At 72.6% G+C, this 20,636-nt stretch carries 15 protein-coding genes; 5 read left to right on the plus strand and 10 right to left on the minus strand.

What is annotated here, in order from left to right; all coding sequences use genetic code 11:
- Positions 1-257: 257 nt before the first annotated feature.
- Positions 258-896 (minus strand): response regulator, encoded by a 639-nt coding sequence (locus tag Apa02nite_RS22145; protein ID WP_067688063.1) that lies wholly within the window; start codon positions 894-896, stop codon positions 258-260.
- Positions 897-918: 22 nt separating this feature from the next.
- Complete coding sequence (locus Apa02nite_RS22150; protein ID WP_203826691.1) at positions 919-2,052, minus strand: sensor histidine kinase; 1,134 nt, start codon at positions 2,050-2,052, stop codon at positions 919-921.
- Positions 2,053-2,200: 148 nt separating this feature from the next.
- On the opposite strand from Apa02nite_RS22150, the gene Apa02nite_RS22155 reads away from it, so the two are divergent.
- From Apa02nite_RS22155 to Apa02nite_RS22165, 3 genes are all read left to right on the plus strand, one after another.
- A complete protein-coding gene (locus Apa02nite_RS22155) occupies positions 2,201-2,968 on the plus strand; it encodes an ABC transporter ATP-binding protein (protein ID WP_203826692.1) in 768 nt (255 codons plus the stop codon).
- Entirely contained in the window at positions 2,965-5,484 is a 2,520-nt protein-coding gene (locus Apa02nite_RS22160) for an ABC transporter permease (protein WP_203826693.1), read from the plus strand. Before Apa02nite_RS22155 ends, Apa02nite_RS22160 begins: the two co-directional genes overlap by 4 nt.
- Before the next feature lie 76 nt (positions 5,485-5,560).
- The gene (locus Apa02nite_RS22165) at positions 5,561-7,924 is read left to right on the plus strand and encodes an N-acetylmuramoyl-L-alanine amidase (protein ID WP_203826694.1); all 2,364 of its coding nucleotides are present in this window, start codon (positions 5,561-5,563) and stop codon (positions 7,922-7,924) included.
- Between the two features lie 4 nt (positions 7,925-7,928).
- Here Apa02nite_RS22165 and Apa02nite_RS22170 read toward each other — a convergent pair whose 3' ends face one another.
- The 8 genes from Apa02nite_RS22170 to Apa02nite_RS22205 all read right to left on the minus strand — a co-directional run bounded on the left by Apa02nite_RS22170 (position 7,929) and on the right by Apa02nite_RS22205 (position 18,599).
- Entirely contained in the window at positions 7,929-9,923 is a 1,995-nt protein-coding gene (locus tag Apa02nite_RS22170; RefSeq protein WP_203826695.1) for a response regulator, read from the minus strand.
- The gene (cheB, locus tag Apa02nite_RS22175; protein WP_203826696.1) at positions 9,920-10,996 is read right to left on the minus strand and encodes a chemotaxis-specific protein-glutamate methyltransferase CheB; all 1,077 of its coding nucleotides are present in this window, start codon (positions 10,994-10,996) and stop codon (positions 9,920-9,922) included. Before cheB ends, Apa02nite_RS22170 begins: the two co-directional genes overlap by 4 nt.
- Entirely contained in the window at positions 10,993-13,071 is a 2,079-nt protein-coding gene (locus Apa02nite_RS22180) for a hybrid sensor histidine kinase/response regulator (RefSeq protein ID WP_203826697.1), read from the minus strand. Before Apa02nite_RS22180 ends, cheB begins: the two co-directional genes overlap by 4 nt.
- 1 nt (position 13,072) lies before the next feature.
- On the minus strand, positions 13,073-14,536 hold the full coding sequence (locus Apa02nite_RS22185) for a methyl-accepting chemotaxis protein (RefSeq protein ID WP_203826698.1): 1,464 nt from the start codon (positions 14,534-14,536) through the stop codon (positions 13,073-13,075).
- Positions 14,536-15,072 (minus strand): chemotaxis protein CheW, encoded by a 537-nt coding sequence (locus Apa02nite_RS22190; protein ID WP_203826699.1) that lies wholly within the window; start codon positions 15,070-15,072, stop codon positions 14,536-14,538. Before Apa02nite_RS22190 ends, Apa02nite_RS22185 begins: the two co-directional genes overlap by 1 nt.
- Positions 15,069-16,466: a CheR family methyltransferase gene (locus tag Apa02nite_RS22195; RefSeq protein WP_203826700.1), complete on the minus strand. Its 1,398-nt coding sequence runs from the start codon at positions 16,464-16,466 to the stop codon at positions 15,069-15,071. Before Apa02nite_RS22195 ends, Apa02nite_RS22190 begins: the two co-directional genes overlap by 4 nt.
- Positions 16,463-16,960, minus strand: coding sequence for a chemotaxis protein CheW (locus Apa02nite_RS22200; protein WP_203826701.1), 498 nt, complete (start codon positions 16,958-16,960; stop codon positions 16,463-16,465). Before Apa02nite_RS22200 ends, Apa02nite_RS22195 begins: the two co-directional genes overlap by 4 nt.
- A 253-nt stretch (positions 16,961-17,213) precedes the next feature.
- A complete protein-coding gene (locus Apa02nite_RS22205; protein ID WP_203826702.1) occupies positions 17,214-18,599 on the minus strand; it encodes an acyltransferase family protein in 1,386 nt (461 codons plus the stop codon).
- Positions 18,600-19,030: 431 nt separating this feature from the next.
- On the opposite strand from Apa02nite_RS22205, the gene Apa02nite_RS22210 reads away from it, so the two are divergent.
- Complete coding sequence (locus Apa02nite_RS22210; RefSeq protein WP_203826703.1) at positions 19,031-19,708, plus strand: CAP domain-containing protein; 678 nt, start codon at positions 19,031-19,033, stop codon at positions 19,706-19,708.
- A 160-nt stretch (positions 19,709-19,868) separates the two neighbouring features.
- Positions 19,869-20,627, plus strand: coding sequence for a L,D-transpeptidase family protein (locus Apa02nite_RS22215; protein WP_373873021.1), 759 nt, complete (start codon positions 19,869-19,871; stop codon positions 20,625-20,627).
- The last annotated feature ends 9 nt before the right edge of the window (positions 20,628-20,636 follow it).

Below are 20,636 nucleotides of genomic sequence, written 5' to 3' on the forward strand. Positions count from 1 at the left end.
CCTGCGGGCTTCGCTGGCCGCTGGCGCGTCCAGAACGCGAAGCCCTCCGGGGCGACGTCCGCGGGTGGTCCCGGAAACCCTGTGTGTGAACTTTCGGTGCGCAGCGCGCCGAAAGTCCCCACACAGCGGCCGAAGCCGTTGTGTGTGTGAAGTGGGGGTGCGGAGCGCGCCGAAAGTCCCCACGCAGCGCCCGAAGCCGTTGGGTGTGTGAAGTTGGGGTGCGGAGCGCGCCGAAAGTTCACACGCACGACTGGGGGTCAGCTGACCAGGCGGCGTTCCCAGACCCAGGCGGCGATCTCGACCCGGTTCCGGGTGCCGAGCTTGGCGTGCACGCTGCCCAGGTGGGTCTTCACGGTGCCGACCGAGATGAACAGCTCGGCGGCGATCTCCGCGTTGGTCCGTCCCCGCGCGATCAGCCGCACCACGTCCAGCTCGCGCGGGGAGAGCCCGCCGTCGTCGCCCTGCGGCACCGGGTGCGACAGGTGCTCCAGCAGTCGCACGGTGATCGACGGGCTGATCAGCGCGTCACCGGACATCGCCGCCCGCACCGCCTCGACCAGCAGCGCCGGCCCGGAGTCCTTGAGCAGGAAACCGGCCGCGCCGTTGCGCAGCGCCTGGTGCACGTACTCGTCCAGGTCGAAGGTGGTGACCATGACGACCTTGATCGGGTCGGCCACGCCCGGCCCGGCGAGCAGCCGCAGCGCCTGCAGGCCGTCCATCCGCGGCATCCGGATGTCGAAGAGCGCCACGTCCGGCCGCAGCCGCCGGGCCATCTCGACCGCCTCGACGCCGTCGGCCGCCTCGCCGACCACCTCCATGTCCGGCTGCGCACCGATGATCATGCCGAATCCGGTCCGGACCAGCGCTTGATCATCAGCGACGAGTACGCGTATCAACGATCACTCCAGGAAGAGGGGCTCACAGGGGGAACACCGCGTCGACGACCCAGCCGCCGTCGACGCCCGGCCCGGACACGATCTGCCCGCCCGCCGCGCGGACCCGCTCGGTCAGGCCGACCAGACCGTACCCCGGCCGGTCGAGGGAGGGGCGTGGCGCCGGGCCGTCGTTCGCCACCCGGATCAGCAGCTGGTCGGTGGCCCGCCGCACCCAGACGTCCACCGCGTTCGCCTGCGGCGCGTGCTGCCGCACGTTGGTCAGCGCCTCCATCACCACCCGGTACGCCGACGTGGACACCTCGACCGGCAGCCCGTACGGGTCGCCCTCCAGGTGCAGCCGGGCCGGCGGGCCACCGGCCGCGGTGAACTGCTCGGCGAGCGGGGCCAGCTCGGGCACCCCGGCGACCGGGGCGAGCGGCGCGTCCGGTTTCGACTCCGGGTCGCGCAGCACACCCACCATCCGGCGCATCGAGGCCATCGTCTCGGTGCCGGCCTGTTCGATCTGTTCGAGGGCGAGCATCACCCGCTGCGGGTCCTGCTCGGCGATGAACCGGGCGCCCTGTGCCTGCACCACGATGCCGGTGACGTGGTGGGCGATGAAGTCGTGCAGGTCGCGGGCGAACTCGGCGCGCTGCTCCGACCGTACCGAATCCAGGGCCCGCTGCCGGTTGCCGGCCATCGTCCGCAAGGCGACGCCGACCCCGATGGCGCCGGCCGCGCCGAGCGCCTGGATCAGGCAGAACGTGGCGTAGATGGCGCTGTCACCGGCCCGCAGCGGCATCACGCTGACCGCCGCACCGGTGATCACCAGCGCGAGCACGGCCGGGCCGGTCCGGACGTGGCGGGTCACCACGGCGAGCACCACCAGCAGCGCGGCCGACTCGGCCAGCCCCCACAGCCCCTCGTACGGGTCGGCGACCCAGATCAGCGCGGTGACGAGCAGCGAGGCGGTGGAGACCACGATCGCGGCGGCCGGCAGCAACCGCGACCCGGGCCGGTAGTGCGGCAGCCAGACCGCGGCGGCCGCCATCGCGAGCAGCACCTGGACGCCGAGGAGCGGGCTCTGTGCCATGCCGGCGCTGACGTCGATCAGGCCGAGCAACGCCATCGCGCCCAGCCCGGCGACCTGCATCGCGCCTACGAGAATGCGGTTCATCGTCACCCAGAGTAGGTGGCCGGGAGGGGTGGACCATCGGCCGAAAGGCAGATCCGTGGCCGCCGGGACCCTGCCCGCGAGCCGATGTGCGCCCGGACGGGATCGATCAGGATCGTCCCGTCCGGTTCACAGCTTTCTTGGAGCATTCATGCAGACGCATTCCGCACCCCCGACCGGCCGGGACGCCCTGGCGGCGGTCGCGGCCGTCGACCTGGTGAAGGTGTACGGCGCCGGCGACACCGCGGTCCGCGCCCTGGACGGGGTGACGGTCGGCTTCGAGCGCGCCCGGTTCACCGCCATCATGGGCCCGTCCGGGTCCGGCAAGTCCACCCTGATGCACTGCCTGGCCGGGCTGGACACCGCGACCTCCGGTCAGGTGCTGCTCGGCGGCAGCGACCTGACCAAGCAGTCCGACAAGGTGCTCACCAAGGTGCGCCGGGAGCGGATCGGCTTCGTCTTCCAGTCGTTCAACCTGCTCCCGCAGCTCACCGCGGAACGCAACATCACCCTGCCGCTCGACCTCGGCGGCCGCAAGCCGGACGCCGAGCTGCTGGACCGGCTGGTCACCACGCTCGGGCTGGGCGGCCGGCTCGGCCACCTGCCCAGCGAGCTCTCCGGCGGCCAGCAGCAGCGGGTCGCGCTGGCCCGGGCCCTGGTGTCGCGGCCCGAGGTGCTCTTCGCCGACGAGCCGACCGGCAACCTGGACTCCCGGTCCGGCGCCGAGGTGCTCGGCCTGCTGCGCACCTCGGCCCGGGAGCTGGGCCAGACCGTGGTGATGGTGACCCACGACGCCGGCGCGGCCGCGTACGCCGACCGGGTCGTGCTGCTCGCCGACGGGCAGCTGGCCGGCGAGATCCACCAGCCGTCGATCGCCTCGGTGACCGACGCCCTGCAGTCGCTGGCGGCCGCCCGGTGAACACGGTCCTGCGTACCCAGCTCGCCGGCGTCTCCCGGCGCCCGGCCCGGATGCTGCTGACCGGCCTGGCCGTCCTGGTCGCCTCGTTCGTCGTCTACGCCACCGTGCTGGCCCAGCAGATCACCGAGCGCAGTGTGCTCGACGGGCTCAGCGGCACCCCGGCGGCCGTCGACCTGGTGGTCCGCGAGGGGACCATCACCGCCAAGGACCTCGCCGCGGTCACCGCGGTGCCGGGCGTCTCCCGCACCTCGGCCCTGGCCCAGATCGGCGTCCAGTACGGCGGGCAGTACCTGAACGTCACCGCGGATCCGGGCAGCGGGCCACTCTCGCTGGTCACGGTCACGTCGGGGCGGTACCCGAGCGCGGCCGACGAGATCGCGGTGACCCCCCGGACCGTGCAGCTGCTCGGCCTGAACGTCGGCTCCACCGCCGCGGTCGACCCGGGGAGCGAGACCGGGAAGCCCGGGAAGAAGGTCACCCTCAGGGTGGTCGGTGTGGTCGCGCCGCCGCAGGACTTCGGCTACGACACGTACGCGCCGAGCGCCACCGTCTTCGCGCTCAGCGGTCAGCCGTACATCCAGCAGATCGACATCGACCTGGACGCCGGCGCGGACGGTGACCAGGCACGGACCCGGATCGACCAGATCTTCGCGCCGGTGAAGGCCGACGAGCGACCGCACGTGGCCACGGGGGCCGACGTGCGGCTCGAGGAGGCGCGGTCCTCCGCCGACCAGATCGACCAGGTGTTCGCCGTGGTCGCGATGTTCGTCGCGATCGCCGTCGCGGCGGCCGGCCTGATCGCCGCCAGCACGTTCCGGATCGTCTTCGCCCAGCGGATGCGCCAGCTGGCCCTGCTCCGCGCGGTCGGCGCCGGCCGGGGTGCGATGTTCCGTGCGCTGGCCACCGAGGGCGCGCTGACCGGACTGGTCACCGGCACGGTCGGGGTGCTCGCCGCCCTCGCCGCCGGGCAGCTGGTCCCGCTGGCGCTGCGCGGGCTCGGCTGGAAGGTGCTGTCGCCGGGCGTGCCGGTGCTCCCGGCGCTCGGCACCGTCCTGCTGGCCGTGGTGATGACCGTGCTGTCGGTGCTCGCCCCGGCGGTCTCCGCGTCCCGGGTCGCACCCCTGGAGGCGTTGCGGGCCGCGGCCGGCACCGGCGCGCGGACCGGGATCGGCGCGCTGCGCTGGGTCGCCGGGCTGCTGCCGCTGGCCGCCGCGCTGCTGCTGGCCGGGTACGTCTACACCAACCTGCCCGGCCCGGACGAGCAGAACTACGACGCGCAGACGATGCTGCTGGCCGTGGTCGCCTCCGGCGCGCTGGCGTTCGTCGCCCTGATCGCGCTCGGCCCGGTGCTGGTCCGGCCGGTCCTGGCGGTCTTCGGCTGGCCGCTGCGCCGGCTCGGCCCGGTCGGCCGGCTGGCGATCGGCGGGGTGGGTGGCAGTGCCCGCCGGGCCGCGGCGGTGTCGGTGGTGGTCGCGCTGGGTGTGACGCTGGTGGCCGGTGTGCTGGTCGGCGGCGCCTCGATCCGGGTGCTCGGCGACCGGGAGCTGGCCGCGTCCGCCCCGGCCGACTTCGAGCTGACCGGCGGTCAGGGCAGCACCCTGCCGGCCGGCTTCCTGGACCGGGCGAAGGCCGCGAAGGAGCTGACCCGGGTCACGCCGTACCGGCGGATCGAGGCGAAGATCCCGGACTTCGACGGGGTGCCGGTGACCGATCTGGACATGGCCGCTCTGCCCCGGCTGGTCGATCTGGACTTCCGGACCGGCTCGCTGGCCGACCTCGGCCCGGGCAAGGTGGTGGTCGCCGGCTGGATCTCGGAGATGGCCGGCCTCGGCGTCGGTGACACCGTCCAGGTGGACAACAAGGGCAAGAAGGTCACGCTCACCGTGGCCGCGGTGCTCGGCGACGACGGGCCGCTGCACAGCGGGTTGCTGGTCACCCCGGCCGACCTGACCGCGTTGGGGGCCGGCACCGCGTACTCCGGTCTGCTCGCCGACGCGGCGACCGACGGGGACACCGGGCGTACCGAGGGGCTGCGGGCGATGCGCGCGGTCGGTGGCGGGCAGTCCGACTACACCGTGGACGTGCTGGCCGACCAGCGTGACCAGGTCGCCTCGTCGCTGACCGCGTTGCTCGGCATCGCGCTCGGGCTGATCGGCCTGACCGTGCTGATCGCCGTGGTCGGGGTGGGCGCCACCACCGCCCTGTCGGTGGTCGAGCGGGTCCGCGAGTCGGGGCTGCTCCGGGCGATCGGGATGTCCCGCGGTGGCCTGCGCGCCATGCTCACCGCCGAGTCCGCCCTGTACGGCGTGATCGGCGCGGTGCTCGGCCTGCTGCTCGGCGTCCCGTACGCCTGGTTGGCCCTGCAGGCGATCGGCGTGAACGCGCCGCTCGCGGTGCCGGTGTGGCAGCTGGCCGCGGCGTTCCTGATCCTGGTCGGACTGACCGCCCTGGCCGGTGTCCTGCCGGCCCGGCGGGCGGCCCGGGTCAGCCCGGTGACGGCACTGGGCACCGAGTGACAAACCCGGACCCCGCCGCGCGGCGGGGTCCGGTACATTCACCGCCGCAAGATTCTTTGAACATGCGGGGGCGTGGATGAAACGGCGTGCAACGATCGGGATCGGCGCGGCGGTGGCGGTCCTCGCCGCCGCCGGTGGGGTCGCGGCGCTGACCCTGCCGTCCGGCCCGGCCACCGGCAGCAGCTCCGGCGAGGACGTCACGATCGCCGCCGGCAGCATCCCGCCGGACCCGGCCGCGACGCCACCCGACGTGCACGCCGAGATCGACTCGCTGGACCTGGCCGCGTCCGGCGGCGCCGCCGAGCTGCCGCAGCGCTCCACCCGCCGGTTCAGCATGGTCAGCGTGTCCTGGGACGACCCGGCCGACGCGCCGCAGGGCCGGATCGAGGTCCGCGCCCGCAGTGCCAAGAGCGGGAAGTGGTCCGGCTGGCAGGCCCTCGGCGTGGCCGAGGCGGCCGCGGACCGGCCGGACGAGGCGGCCCGCGCCCACGGCGCCACCGATCCGATCTGGACCGGCCGCTCCGACGGGGTGGCCGCCCGGATCGCCGGCGGTCGCCTCCCGGCCGCCCTCAAGGTCAACCTGATCGACCCGGACGCCCGCAGCGGCGGTCAGGGCGGCGGCGCAGAGGACCCGAGCGCGTCGCCGAGCGCGCCGGAGCCGTCGGACCCGGTGGAGGAGGAGAGCCCGGAGCCGACCAATCCGCCGGTCTCCGAGCTGCCCACCGCACCGACCACCGCGCCGGTGCCGAGCGACACCCCGGACGCACCGCAGACCACCCAGCCGGTGACCACCACGCCGTCGGCGGTGCCGTCGGTCACCACGAAGCCTCCGACCAGCAGCACCACCGCGCCGTCGACCGTGCCGACCTCCGCGGTCCCGGTGCCGACCTCCACGGTCCCGGTCAAGGCGCAGCTGCCGCCGTACGTCTCCCGGGCCGGCTGGAAGGCGAACGAGGCCCTGGTCACCTACGCCATGGACGTGGCCAGCCAGGCGAAGCTGGTCTGGGTGCACCACACCGGTTTCGGCAACTCCTACACCTGTGCCGACTCGGCGTCGGTGATCCGCGGCATCCAGGTCAACGACATCAAGGTCAAGGAGCTGTCCGACCTGGGGTACAACTTCGTGGTCGACCAGTGCGGCACGCTCTTCGAGGGTCGCAAGGGCGGTGTCACCAAGGCGGTGATCGGCGCGCACGCGGTCGGGTTCAACACCGGCTCGATCGGGATCGCGCTGCTCGGCGACTACACCACGGCCAAGCCCAGCACCGCGGCGCTGACCACGATCGCGCAGGTCGCGGCGGCCCGGCTGGGGGCGTACGGCTACAACCCGGCCAGCACCACGACGATGACCGAGGGTGTCGACGGCCGGATCTGGCCGGCCGGTACGAGCGTCACGTTCCCGCGGATCGCCGGTCACCAGGACGGCCAGAAGGCCTGGACCGATCAGAAGGCCGGCAAGTGGGGCTACCTGACCGAGTGCCCCGGCGTGAACCTCTCCCCGCAGCTGGACACCATCCGGATCCTCTCGCAGCGGATGATCACCGGGCTGACCGCGACCTCGCTGGCCGGCGGGATCTCGGTGGGCGGCGTCTTCTACGTCCGCACCGCCGCGACGATCAACTGGTCGGTCGCCACGGCGTCCGCGTCGATCGCGACGTTCGAGGTGCTGCGGGACGGCAAGGTGGCAGCCACCCTGCCCGGCACCGCCCGCACCGCGAAACTCACGCTCACCCCGGGCACGCACACCGTCCAGGTGCGCGCCACGCACACCTCCGGCGCGACCGGGGTGACCGGGGCGTACAAGATCGTCGCGGACGTGACCGCGCCCGGGCTCAGCGGGCCGTCGCCCTACCTGCGCGCCGGCACCTACTCGACCACGTCCGTACCGGTCACCGTGCTCTACAAGGCGACCGACAACGCCAGGGTCTACACGGTCACCGCGGCCAAGCCGTCGAAGGCGAACCTGGCGCCGGCCGGGACCAGCTGGTACACCAGCGTGCGGCCGGGCGTGACCACCGCCTACGCGCTGACCGTGCGGGACGTGGCCGGCAACACCCGGACCACCAGCGTCACCCGTAAGGTCACCGTGCTGCCGGAGACCAAGGCCAAGCGCGGCGGCACCTGGGCCACGCGGTCGTCGGGCAGTCACCTCAGCGGCAAGGCGCTCGCCGCGACGAAGAAGAACGCCAAGCTGACGTACGCCTTCACCGGCCGGTCGGCGGCGCTGCTCTTCTCCCGCGGCTCACAGACCGGCAAGGCGTACGTCTACCTGGACGGCAAGAAGATCGCCACCATCGACACCAAGGCGAGCGGCACCAAGTATCGCCAGGCGGTGTGGGTCAAGGCGCTGACCCCGGGCAAGCACACCGTGGCGGTCGTCGTCGCGGGCACCAGCGGCCGCCCGGCCGTGGTCTCCGACGGCCTGGCGTACGTGAACTGAGCGCTCACCCGGAGCGGCGCGCGGCGTCGCGTCGCTCCGGTCCCTTGTGCGTCTCGGACGGTGGCAGGCTGAACCAGAACGTGGCGCCCTGACCCTCCTCGCCCTCGGCCCGGATCTCGCCGCCGTGCCGTTCCACCGCCCGGTGCACGGTGGTCAGCCCGATCCCGGTGCCCGGGAAGTCCCGGGCGTCGTGCAGCCGGGCGAACGGCCGGAACAGCTCGCCGGCCTTGCCCGCCGGGAATCCGGCGCCGTTGTCGCGCACGAAGAAGCCGCCGTTCTCCCGGCCCACCCGGATCACCGGCTTCTCGACCTTGCGGGTGAACTTGACCGCGTTGTTGATCAGGTTCTCCAGGATCACCCGGACCAGGCCCTCGTCGGCGTCCGCGGACAGGCCGTCCTGCACCACGAACTCGACCCGGTGCGCCGGGTCCCGGGCGGCCACCTCGGCACACACCTGGTGGATCGTCTCTGTCAGGTCGAAGGTGCCGCGGCGCAGCTCACCACGGCTGGCCTGTGCCAGGATCAGCAGTGACTCGACCAGGTCGGCCATCCGCAGCGCGGCCGCGTGGATCCGGGTCAGCCGGTGCCGGGTCTGGCCGCCGAGCGGCTCGTCGTCGGACTCCTCCAGCATGTGCTCGGCGAAACTGCTGATCACCTGCAGCGGGCCGCGCAGGTCGTGCGAGACCGAGCCGGAGAACGCCTCCAGCTCCCGGTTGCGCCACTCCAGCTCCTCGACCATCGCGGCCCGGGTCTCGGCCAGCTGGCGGGCCGCCCGTTCCCCGGCGGCGTCCAGCTCGCGGCGCATCAGCTCCTCGCGGATCCGGCGCGCCTCGTCGTGCGACTGCTTGCGGCGGATCTGGGCGCGCACGTGCACCCGCAGGCCGTCGGTGATGTCGACCTGACGCACGTAGTCGTCCGCACCGGCCGCCAGGCAGGCGACCATGGCGTCCTCGCCGCCGGCCATGATCAGGGGGAGGTCGCCGATCACCGGCACCTCCCGGATCCGCTGGCAGGCGTCCTTGGCCCGGTCCAGGTCGCTGTCGACACCCAGCACGATGCAGTCGGCGGTCTGCTCGGCGAGCAGGTCCAGGGCGTCCTCGACGCCGGTGCAGGCGATCACGTCGTACCCCTCGGCGCGCAGCGCCTCGGCCCAGTCGTCCAGGTCGTCGCGGTCCGGGCTGACGGTCAGCACCTTGCCGGGCCCGTGCAGGCTGCCGATCGCCTCGATCGGGAGCTGTTCGGCGGCCTGCCGCAGCACCGCGGCCAGCTTCGCCAGCACCACCGCCAGGTCCTGCTGCTTGCGGACGAACGCGTCGGCGCCGGCGTCCAGCATCTGCATCTCGGTGGCGTAGTCGTCGGCGGCGGTCATCAGCAGGCACGGGGTGTCGCGCAGGGCCGGGTCGAGCCGGATCCGGCGGATCACGGTGGCGCCGTCGATGCCCGGCATCACCCCGTCGACGATCACCGCGTTCGGGCGGCGGTCGGCGGCCATCCGCAGGCCCTCCTCGCCGCTGTTCGCGGTCAGCACCGCGTACCCCTCCGGTTCGAGCAGCTCGCGCAGCTTCTCCCGGAACGTCACGCTGTCGTCGATGACCAGCACGATCGGTATCCCGTCGGCGGTGCGCACCGGCGCCTCGCCGAGCAGTTGCCGGGTGCGGGCGACCACGTAGCCGGCGTCGTACGGCTTGCCGACGTACTCGTCCGCCCCGATCCGCAGCCCGGCCAGCCGGTCGGTGACCTCGCTCTCCACCGAGAGCAGCATCGTCACCACCTCGGCGTGCGCCGGGGAGCCGCGCAGCTCGGTGAGCAGCTCCAGGCCGTCCGCGTCGGGCAGCAGCACGTCCAGCACCGCGGCGTCGAACTGCGCACCGGCGAACGCGTCCCGGGCCTCGGCGCCGGTGGCACACAGGATGGTGACGAAGCCGTCGTCGGAGAACGCGTCGTGCAGGTCCATCCGTACGGTCAGGCTGTCGTCGACGATCAGCACGGTCGGTGTCATCGGCGGTTCACCGCAGGGTGCAGCTCCGCCAGCCGAGCCGAGATCCGGGCCGGGGGCAGGATGTGCACGGCCGCGCCGAGCAGGGCGGCTTCCCGGGGCATGCCGTAGACCGTGCAGCTCATCTCGTCCTGGGCGAACGTGATCGCGCCCCGGTTGCGCATCGCCAGCAGCCCGGCCGCGCCGTCCCGGCCCATCCCGGTCAGCAGGCAGCCGGCCGCCGCCTGGCCGTACTCGGTGGCCACCGACTCGAAGAGCACGTCGACCGACGGCCGGCAGGAATGCCGCGGCGGGCCGTCGGAGAGGTGCAGCACGTGGTCACGGACGTAGAGGTGCCGGTCCGGCGGGGCGAGCAGGACCTGGTTGGTGAGGGCGCGCACCGGTTCGCCGTCCTGGGCGTACCGGACCCGTCGGCCGGTCTGCCCGGCCAGCCAGTCGGAGAACGCCACCGCGAACTGCTCGCTGGCCGCGATGTGCTGCACGCACAGCACCGGGGTACGGAAGTCGGCCGGCAGCCCCCGGATCAGCTCGGTGAGCGCACCCGGCCCGCCGGTCGACGCGCCGACCGCGACCAGCGACAGCGAGCCCGCCAGGGGACGGGTGGCGGCGGCCACCGCGGGGACGGGCGTCGCCACCGTGGCCGCGTCGACCCGGCCGTCCAGCCGGGCCCGCGGATGGGTGATCACCCGGATCCGGGACACCACCCGCAGGGTACGGCGCAGCCGCGGCGACCAGTCCCCGTCCGACTCGTCGCCACGCGGCTTCTCCATCACGTCCACCGCACCCGCGGCGAGCGCGTTGTACGTGCTGAACAGCTCCCGCCGATCGGCCGAGGAGACCACCAGGATCGGGGTGGGGTGCTCGGCCATGATGTGCTCGGTCGCCTGCAGCCCGCTGATCCCGGGCAGCATCATGTCCATCGTGATCACATCGGGGCGCAGCCGGCCGGTCATCTCGACGGCCTGCTCACCGGTCGACGCCTCGCCGACCACCTGGATCTCCGGGTCCTCGGCCAGGGCTTCGCGCAGGTGATGGCGCATGGTCAGGGAATCCTCGACGACCAGCACCCGGATCACGCGCGCACCACCAGGCGGCGGATGTGTGCGAGCAGCTCCTCCTGGTCGAACTCGCCCTTGACCACGTAGGCGCTGGCACCGGCCCGCATGCCGCGGTCCCGGTCCTCGGCGCTGGCCCGGGAACTGACCAGGATGGCCGGCACCCCGGCCAGCTCCGGATCGGCGCGGGTGCGTTCGACGAAGGTGAACCCGTCGATGCCGGGCATGTCGATGTCGGTGAGGAACAGGCCGTACTGCCGGGAGCGGGCCTGGTCCAGGCCCTCCTCGCCGGAGGCGGCCAGGTCGACCTGGTACCCGGCCGACTCGAGGATGCTGCGTTCCAGCATCCGGGTGGTCAGCGAGTCGTCGACCACCAGGATCGGCAGCGGGGGAGCGGAGGTCACGGTCGTCGTGCGGTGCCCGCCGCCGTCGCCGCGCAGCATCTCGCCGACCAGCCCCAGCGGGTCGAGGACCAGCCGGGGGTTACCGTCGGCGTCGACCGAGACGCTGCCGACCACCGCGGTGGACGGGGCCAGGTCCGGCAGCGGGCGGGCGACCAGCGCGTGGGTGCCGCAGAGCCGGTCCACGCCGATCGCCACGGTGCCCTCGCCGGCGTGCACCATGACGGCCACGCCCGGCCCGGCCGCGTCCGGCACCGCCCGCCCGGTGTAGAGCGTCTCGACCAGCGGCCGGAACGGCGCCGCGGCGCCCTGGTAGACCAGTTTGCCGGTGGCCGCGGCGGTGGCCGCCTCCATCGCCGACAGCCGTACGCAGGCGCGGACCGCGTCCAGCGGCAGCGACGCCATCGAGCCGCCGGCCTCGACCAGCAGCCCGGCCATGCTCAGCAGCGCGAGCGGTACGACCAGCTCGACGGTGGCGCCGGCACCGGGCTTGCTGCGGATCTTCACATCGCCGTGCAGCTGCGCCGCGGTGTCGCGCAGCACGTCCATCCCGATCGCCCGGCCGGACACCTCGGTCACCGCCGCGGAGGTGCTGATCCCGCCGTGCATCACCAGCTCGAGCACCTCGCTCTCGCCGGCGCCGCCGCCGACCGCGAGCAGGCCCCGCGCCTGCGCCTTCTGCCGCAACGCGGTCACGTCGAACCCGCGCCCGTCGTCGACGCAGCGGAACGCCGCGAACCGGCCCCGCCGCTCCACCTCGAAGGTCACCGTCCCGTCGGCGGGTTTGCCGGCCGCCACCCGCTCGTCCGGCGGTTCCAGGCCGTGCACCACGGCGTTGCGCACCACGTGCAGGAACGCCGCGTTGATCGGGCCGAGCAGGTGCGAGCCCATCTTCACCTCGGCGCCGTGCGCGACGAACCGCACCCGCTTGTCCTCGTCGTCGGCCGCGTCCCGGACCGCCCGGCGCAGCGCGGTGAAGATGCTGCCGGCCGGCACCAGCCGCAGCGCCTCGGCCTTGGCCCGGACGTCGTCGAGTTCCCGTTCCACCTGGTCGACCGCGTCGATCAGCCGGCGCCCGGCGCTGCCCAGCTCGGCGGCCAGCCGCTGCGCCGAGGTCCGGGTCAGGCTGGTCGAGGCCCGGCCGCCGCGCAGCTGATCGAGCAGCGTCTCGGCGGTCCGGTGCAGTTTGTCCAGGGTGTGGCAGCCGGCCCGCAGTGGCGCCATCCGCGAGTTGGTCTCCCCGATCGCGTCCAGCAGCTCGTCCAGGTCCTCGGTGGAGGCCCGGGACGCGACGAACTCCTCCTCGGCGACGTCGGCGGTGCCCTCCGCCACCTCCGGCAGTGTCGCCGTGGTGGCCGGTGGATCCACCGGGGCGGCGGGGTGGGAGAGCGCCGCCACCCGCGCGCTGATCTCGTCGTTGAGCCGCAGCAGCTCGCGCATGTCGGCCACCGCCAGCCCGGCCGGGTCGTCCCGGTACGGGACCAGGATCTCCTCGAACTCGTGCGTCCGGTCGGCGATCTCCTTCTGTTTCACCACCCGGGCGGCGCCCTTGAGGGTGTGCGCCACCCGCAGCAGTTTGGCCACCGGTTCCGGACCGGGCCGCTGGTCCAGGTCGAGCACGCCGGAGCTGATCTGCTCGACCAGTTCCTGCGCCTCGATCCGGAAATAGCGCAGCGGATCCCGGTTCTCCGGCATCTCAGTGGCCCCGGTTCCCGACCAGTTCCAGCAGGTCGCCGGAGAGCGTGCTCAGGTGCGCGGCGGTCTGCTTGGTCTGCACCGCGCTGGACTCGGTCTCCCGTGACACCCGGGCGGTGTCCGACGCGGCCACGTTCACCTGCTCGACGGCGGTGGTCTGCTGCTTGGTGGAGAGCTCGATCTCCCGGGTGGCGTCGTTGGTGGTGGACACGAGCTGGGCGATGTCCCGGAACGCGTTCGTGGCGTCGTCGAACTGCCGGGAGCCGGCGTCGACCGCCTTGGCGCCGATCTCGGTGGCCATCACCGTGGTGTTCACCGCGCCGCGGACGTCCTCGATCATCGTCCGGATCTCCTTGGCCGAGGCCGCGGTCCGGTCGGCGAGCTTGCGGATCTCCTCGGCCACCACGGCGAACCGGCGGCCCCACTCGCCGGCCCCGCTCGCCTCGATGGTGGCGTTGATGGCCAGGATGTTGGTCTGCTCGGCCAGCTCCGAGACCAGGTCGACGACGCCGCCGATCTGCTGCGACTTCTCGCCGAGCGCCAGCATGTGCTGGACGATCTGGTCGACCTGGGTACGGATCGCGGTGATCGAGGCGCGGGTCTGCGCGATGGTCTGGTCGCCGGTGCGGGCCGCGGTCTCGGTGTCCTCGGCGATCTTGGAGACCCGCTGGGCGCTGTCGGCGATCTGCCGGGACGTGATCAGCAGTTCGTTGATCGTGGTGGTGATCTCGTTCATCGCGCTGGCCTGGTCCCGGCCGCCGTTGGCCTGTTGCGCGGCCGCCGCCTCCAGCTGCGCCGAGGAGCTCTGGATGTGCCCGACCGCGGCACCCACCTCGCGGCGCAGATCCCGGCTCAGCCGCCAGGCCACCACGATCGAGCAGGCTGTGGTGATCGCCCCCAGCGTCAGGATCACCACGATCGCGATGGTGGCCTGCCGTGACGAGCGGGTGCGGTCGTCGGCGACGTCCGCCCGGACCCGGGTGATCATCTCGCCCAGGGCGGCCAGCACCTCCTTGCGCAGCGGCACCGCGGTGTTGGTGTTGAGCGTGGAGGCGACCAGCGGGCTGTCCGACTTGGCCCGCAGGGCGATCACGACGTCGATCGCCGCGGCGTGCTTCTCCTCGGCGTCGGAGATCCGGTTGAGCAGCGCCGTGACCGTCGGGTCGGCACTGCTCGCCAGCGCGGCGAGCTGACTCCGGAAGTCGATGCGGTCCTGCGCCGCGGCGTTCAGGAACTCGTCGGTCTTGTAGAGCAGGTAGGCCCGGTAGTCGCCGAGCCGTTTCTCCATCAGCCGGCCGAGGTTCTCCGCGCCGGCCAGCTCGTTGGTGGCCGCGTTGATCACCTTGTCCTTGGCCTGTGTCACGAAGAGCAGGCAGCCCGCGGCCAGCATGACCGAGAAGAGGGTCAGCACGCCGGTGATCCCGACTCCGACGGCCAGCTTGCGGCCGAATGTGCGTCCGGACATCACGAAGAAGCCTCCGAGTGCTCATGCCCGGCCATCCGATGGACCAGGTCGCGGGTGGCCGCCATGTCGATGATCGGCCGGTTGCCGTCCGGCAGCTGGACCATGCCGCGCAGGCAGCCCCGGGCGGCCGCGGCTGCCCCGGAGCCGTCGACGACGGCGGTGGCCGGCACCCGGACGTGGTGATCGAGCTGCTGGAAGGCGAGTGCGAGGGGCGGGCCGCCGGCGGCCAGTACCAGCCAGCGCGGCTCCTCCGGGATCGGGTGGCCGAGCAGGGCGGCCAGGTCGTAGACCGGGATCACCACGCCGGCGAAACCGGCCAGCCCGCGCAGCGCCGGCACCGAGCTGGGCAGCGGCACGACCGGGCGGTCCGGGTGCAGACCGGAGGTCTGCGAGAGGCGCAACGCGTACGGCCGCCCGCCCACCCCCACCGCCAGCAGCTCCACCGCCTCGTCGTCGATGGTGCGGGCCGGCACCGCGAACGAATGGTCGAAGTCGGCGCGCAGCCGCTCCACCCGGCCGTGGATCTGCTGGGTCACCGCCGGTTCCCTCCTCGGGTGGTGGCCGCGTCCAGCTCGGTACGGCACAGCGAGCTCAGCGTCAGCCGTCCGAACCCGCCGCCGAACAGAGTGATCCGCTCCTCGGTCTCCCGGGGCAGCAGCTCCAGTGCGGCGGACAGGTCGACGCTCGCGGTCGGCCCGTCGTTGCGCCGCCGGGCCAGCAGCCCGAGCCGCAGCCGGGGCATGGCGAAGCCCGGGTCGAGGAACGCCGCGAGCCGGTACTGCCCGGCCGCCTGATCCGGCTCGTCCACCTCGTGGCAGAAGCCGAGCAGCTGGTGCGCGTCCGGATGGGTGCCGCCCGAGTCGATCAGGTGCCGCGCGGCGTCCCGGGCCTCGGCGAGCCGCCCGCGCTGTGCCAGCAGCACCCCGTGCAGCAGCAGCTCGCGCGGCCGCCGCCGGGGCAGCACCGTGGTGATCACGTCGAACGCCTCGACGAACCGCTCGTCCCGGAGCAGCTCCAGGGCCTTGGCGTACGCGTCGATCTCGACCGGCGCGGCGGTGGGCCGGGCTTCCACGTGAGCTCGGGGGCGGGTGGGTTCGGCGGCCCGGGGCGAGTCACGCAGGTAGAACGCCGTGTCGCCGAAGTGCTCCACGGTGAAGCCGCGCGGATCGCTGCCGAGCGAGTCGGTGTGCCCGAGGAAGAGCGCGCCGCCGGGCGCGAGCGAGTCGGTGATCCGCCCGATCAGCCCGGTCACGGTGGCCGTGGTCAGGTACATCAGCAGGTTGCGGCAGAAGATCACGTCGTACCGGCCGGTCTGCCAGATCCGGGGCTCGGCCGGTTCGGCGACGTTGTGCTCGACGAACTGCACCGACCGGACGACCTCGGGGTCGACCGCGAACCCGCCCTCGGTCTGCTGGAACCACCGGCCCCGGACGTCGCGCGGGGTCTCCCGCAGCGCCCACTCCGAGTACACCGCCCGCCCGGCCCGCCGCAGCATCTCCGGGTTCGCGTCGGCGCCGACCACCGACACGATCCAGTCCCGGCCGGGCCGCGCGCCGAGTGCCGAGATCGCCAGCGAGTACGGTTCCTCGCCGGACGAGCACCCCACCGACAGCAGGCGCAGCACCCGCTGCCCGGCCCGGGCCCGGAGCCGTTCCGGCAGCACCCGTTCGGCGAGCGCGCGGAACTGGTCGCCGTGCCGGAAGAAGTAGGTCTCGGTGATGCTGAGCCGCTCGGCGAGCAGCGCGGTCTCCTCCGGCCAGAGCTGCGCGACCAGCCGATCCAGATAGGCAGTCTCGGACAGGCGGTGGGCGGCGGCCCGTGCGGCCAGGACCGGCAGGATCGGCACCGCCTCGGTGTCGGCGGTGGTCCAGCCGAGCCGTCGCTCGAGGATGCCCCGGAAGCGGATCAGGGGCGCGTCGGTGTTCGTCACGCCGGGACTCCGGTGGTGTGCTCGCGGGCGGCGGCTTCCCAGACCTCGTCCGGGACGGTGCGGATGCTGCGCAGCACGAGCAGCGGCTCGGTGCCGAGGGTGCCGACCGCCGCGACCAGGGAGCGGGACGCGCCGGTGAACAGGGTGCTCGGTCCCTCCGGCGGGCTGGCCCGGACGGTCCGCACGCCGAGCACCGGCCCGGTCGCGCAGGCCACCGGCCCGCGTCCGGCGCGGACCGCCACGTACCGATCGATTTCGGACGTCACGCCGGTCAGCAGCCGGGTCACGTCGATCACCGGGGACGGCTCGCCGCGCAGGATCGTCAGACCTCTGACGTACGGCGGGGTGCCGGCCAGCGGCCGGGTCGGCAGTGGCCGCATCGTCTCGATCACCTCGTCGAGCGGCAACGCGCAGAAAAACGGGCCGGCCTGGAAGACCAGGGCGACCAATCCGGCGTCCAGCGCCGGAGCCAGCGTCTCACCTAGCTGCCCCACGGCCCCAGGCTAGCGAGGATTTGGTGCGATTTACGAGCTTCGCTCGCATTGCCGCGAGCCCGCGAGCGGCCCCGTCCCAAGCCGGCAGGGGCCCCCGGGGGCCCCCGGTCCAGGCCGCGAGCGGCCCCGGGGTCCAGGCCAGCAGTGGCCCCCGGTCCAGGCCACGAGCGGCCCCCGGCCCGCCGCGGAACCCGGGCCGAGGCCGGCCCCGGGAGCGCGGCCCACCCGCCGCACCTCCCGGAGCCGGCCCGGATCACTCCTTCGGCGCCCACCACGTGGGGATCAGGTTGTTCTCGTCACGCTTGCGCTCCTGCCGGGTCTTCTGCCGGCCGGTCAGCGGCGTGGCCGGCTTCGACTCGTCAAGGGTCGCGGCCGCCGCTCCGGTCGGCGGCCGGCCGGCGTACGGCTGCTCGTCCCGTCCCACCTCGGCCCAGCCGGCGTGCGGCGTGCCGTCCGGATCCGTCTCGGGCCATCCGGCCGGTGTCGGCCCGGGCGACGGCATCGGCCCGGCCGCCGCCGGCACGAGCGCGGCAGCGGGTGACTCCGGCGACGGAGAGGCCGGGGAGGGGGCGGCCGCCCGCACCGGTGGCGGGGTGTCGATGTCCGGCCACAGCCGCGGCTTGCGCTGCGCGGCCACGTCCTCCACCCAGCCGAAGGCCAGCACCGCCACCGCGGTCAGCGCGAACGTCATGCCCAGCGTGACCGGCTTCTCGAAGTGCCCCAGCTCGTCGAAGGTGATGAACGTGAGCACCGGCCAGATCGCCGCGATGGCCAGGTTGTGCCACAGGTAGACGGTGACCGCCCGGGTGTTGAGCAGCGTGACCGCCCGGTCCAGCGGCCGGACCTTGGCGAGCCAGTCCATGTTCGGCTGCCAGCGCAGGGCCAGCAGCACGAACGCCAGGGAGTAGAGCGACTGGCTCTCCGAGACGTCGTTCAGGTCCCAGGCGTCCTCACCCTGGTGGCCGTTCTGGTAGTACAGCGCGGCGCCGCCGAGCACGAAGACCAGCATCACCACGGTGGCCGGGCTCAGCTTGCGCAGCCGCCCGTCCCGATGCGCGAAGCCCATGATCCAGCACGCGGCGTAGGTGACGAAGTCCCACATCACCACGTCGGCGGTCTCCGGCAGCCCGAAGCCGGTCTTGTCCAGCGCCACGATCGCCACGATCGGCGCGAACACCAGCAGCCAGCAGGCCGGTCCGAGCTTCTTCCAGACGAACCAGAGCACCGGCGAGAGCAGGATGAACCAGACGTACGCGCGGATGTACCAGAGCGGCTCCCACGAGTCGATGCCCAGCTCGCTGCCGGGCGGGTCACCCAGCGGCAGAATCCAGAAGGCGAGTTTCCACGGCTTGAAGGGGTGTTCGCCGTCCTCCTCCTGCGCCCAGCCCAGGGAGATCATCACCGGTACGGCGATGACACCGAGCAACCACAGCGGCGGGAGCAGCCGGCGCAGCCGGGACGTCACGACCTGACCGGCCGGGCGTCTCTCCAGGGACGCCGCGGTCAGCGATCCCGCCAGCGCGAACATGACACCCATGGCGGGCATCACGATCGACAGCCAGGACCAGCCGAAGAGGTGGTAGACGATCACCCGGACGATTGCTGCGGCACGAAGCAGATCCAGATATCGGTTACGCACCGGGGAACCGTAGCCACGCCACCCCACGTTCCGCGCCAGCCGCTCGGTCGGCAGAAAGGTCGTACCGGATTACCCCGTTAGCGGGAACTCTGTCGGAATCGAGTGCGATTGTGCGACGCGTGTGCATTCGGGTGATCTTTCTTCGCCCTGCTCAGGTCGTACACATCAATGGTTGTCGAAACAGCGGTGACCCACCGCGGGTCCGGCGGCGAAGTGACCGCCCCGCGTCTGTGACGTTGGTCAACTCTGTGAGCGCTCCGGAGCGGCCGGGGCGCACCGAGGTGGGGATCGACGACGATATGCGTAAGCCTCTGGTTGTGCTCGGCGTGGCTGTCACCGCCTTGATCGCGGGCGGGGTCGTCACCACAGGCGCCATGGCGCAGGAGCCACCGGGCGATTTGTCAGGCTTTGCGACTTCCGGGACGCCGCCGGTGCCCACGGAAGATCAAGATCCTGAGGGGTACGCCGGGGAAGCGCCCGATGCGCCGGATGTGTTCGGCGAGTCCACGCCACCCGTCGCGCCGCCGGTCAGATCCCCGAAGGCGAGCCCGTCCCACGAACCGGACCCACCGGCGGAGAGCCCCGCCGAACACCGCGCACCGGCGCGGGAGCAGAGCGAGCAGCCGGTGATCACCAAGGACCTCGCTCGCGCCGCGGCCGACCCGATCGCCGCCTCCCGCACCGCGGTCACCGCGGAGAGCGTCTCGGCCAGCCCGCTCTCCCCGGTCCAGCAGCAGATCCTGGCGCTGGTCAACCAGCAGCGGGTGAAGGCCGGCTGTGGCGCGGTCACCCTGGACCGGCGGCTGATCGAGGCGGCCAACCGGCACGCCGCCGACATGGCCAAGCGTGCCTACTTCGACCACGCGTCGCCGAACGGTCAGAAGGCCGGCGACCGGGTGGAGAACTCCGGATACCACTGGCGCTTCTACGGCGAGAACATCGCCAAGGGTCAGGACAGCCCGTGGGCGGCGATGGTCGCCTGGATGGACAGCCCCGGTCACCGGGAGAACATCCTCGACTGCAAGCTCGACCAGATGGGCATCGGCCTGGCCCTCGGCCACGACAAGACTCCCTACTGGGTGCAGGATTTCGCCACACCCAAGAAGTAACCGTTTCACCACTCCCCGCGAGCGGAGTTCGCCTCAAGCAGACATGCCGGGATGCCGATGGCATCCCGGTTTCATGTCACGTCCCTTCCCGTGATCGTTTCGGTGGGGTGGTTGTGCTTCGATGTGCGGACAACACTCCTGGGGAGGATGTGATTTGGCAGTGAAACGTGTTACCGCACGTCTCGCCACCGCGGTCCTGGCCGCCGTGGTGGGCGGCGGATTCGGTGCGGCCGTGATGTCGCCGGCCAGTGCCGGCGCCGCCGTGCGGACCGCACCGGTCACCGCCACGGTGGCCACCACGGTGGTCACGAAGGCCGCGGCGGCCTCCTGCGCGACCGGCAAGTACCAGAAGCAGGTCGAGTACTGGCTGAAGAGGATCGGCGGTTACGGCGCCGTCACGGTCGACGGCAAGCAGTCCGCCACCGACTGTGCCGCGATCGTGAAGTTCCAGAAGCGGTTCGGCATCTCGCCGGCCAAGGGCCTCGCGGGCCCGACCACCTGGGATGTCGCCAAGCGGCTCGGGATGACGTCGACGGCGGCGTGCAAGGCCAAGAAGAAGGGCATCACCTTCTGCGTCGATCTGACCCATCAGACGACCTGGGTGATGAAGAACGGGAAGGTGTACCTCAAGCCGACCGTCACCCGCACCGGCATGAACAACTACGAGACGCCGGCCGGGACCTTCACCATCAACAAGCGGACGAAGAAGGAATGGTCCGATCCGTACGAGGTGTGGCTGCCGTACTGGCAGCGGTTCATCGGCGGGCGCGGGTTCCACCAGACCACCACGTACATCCACGACAAGTGGCGTGGTTCGCACGGTTGCGTGAACCTGCTCGAGCAGGATGCCAAGAAGTACTACAGCATCGGCAAGATCGGCATGACGGTGAAGGTCGTCGGGCGTCGCCCGGGTACCTGATCGTTTTCC

The sequence above is a fragment of the Actinoplanes palleronii genome (assembly GCF_016862315.1).
In the GTDB taxonomy this organism is placed as follows: Bacteria; Actinomycetota; Actinomycetes; order Mycobacteriales; family Micromonosporaceae; genus Actinoplanes; species Actinoplanes palleronii.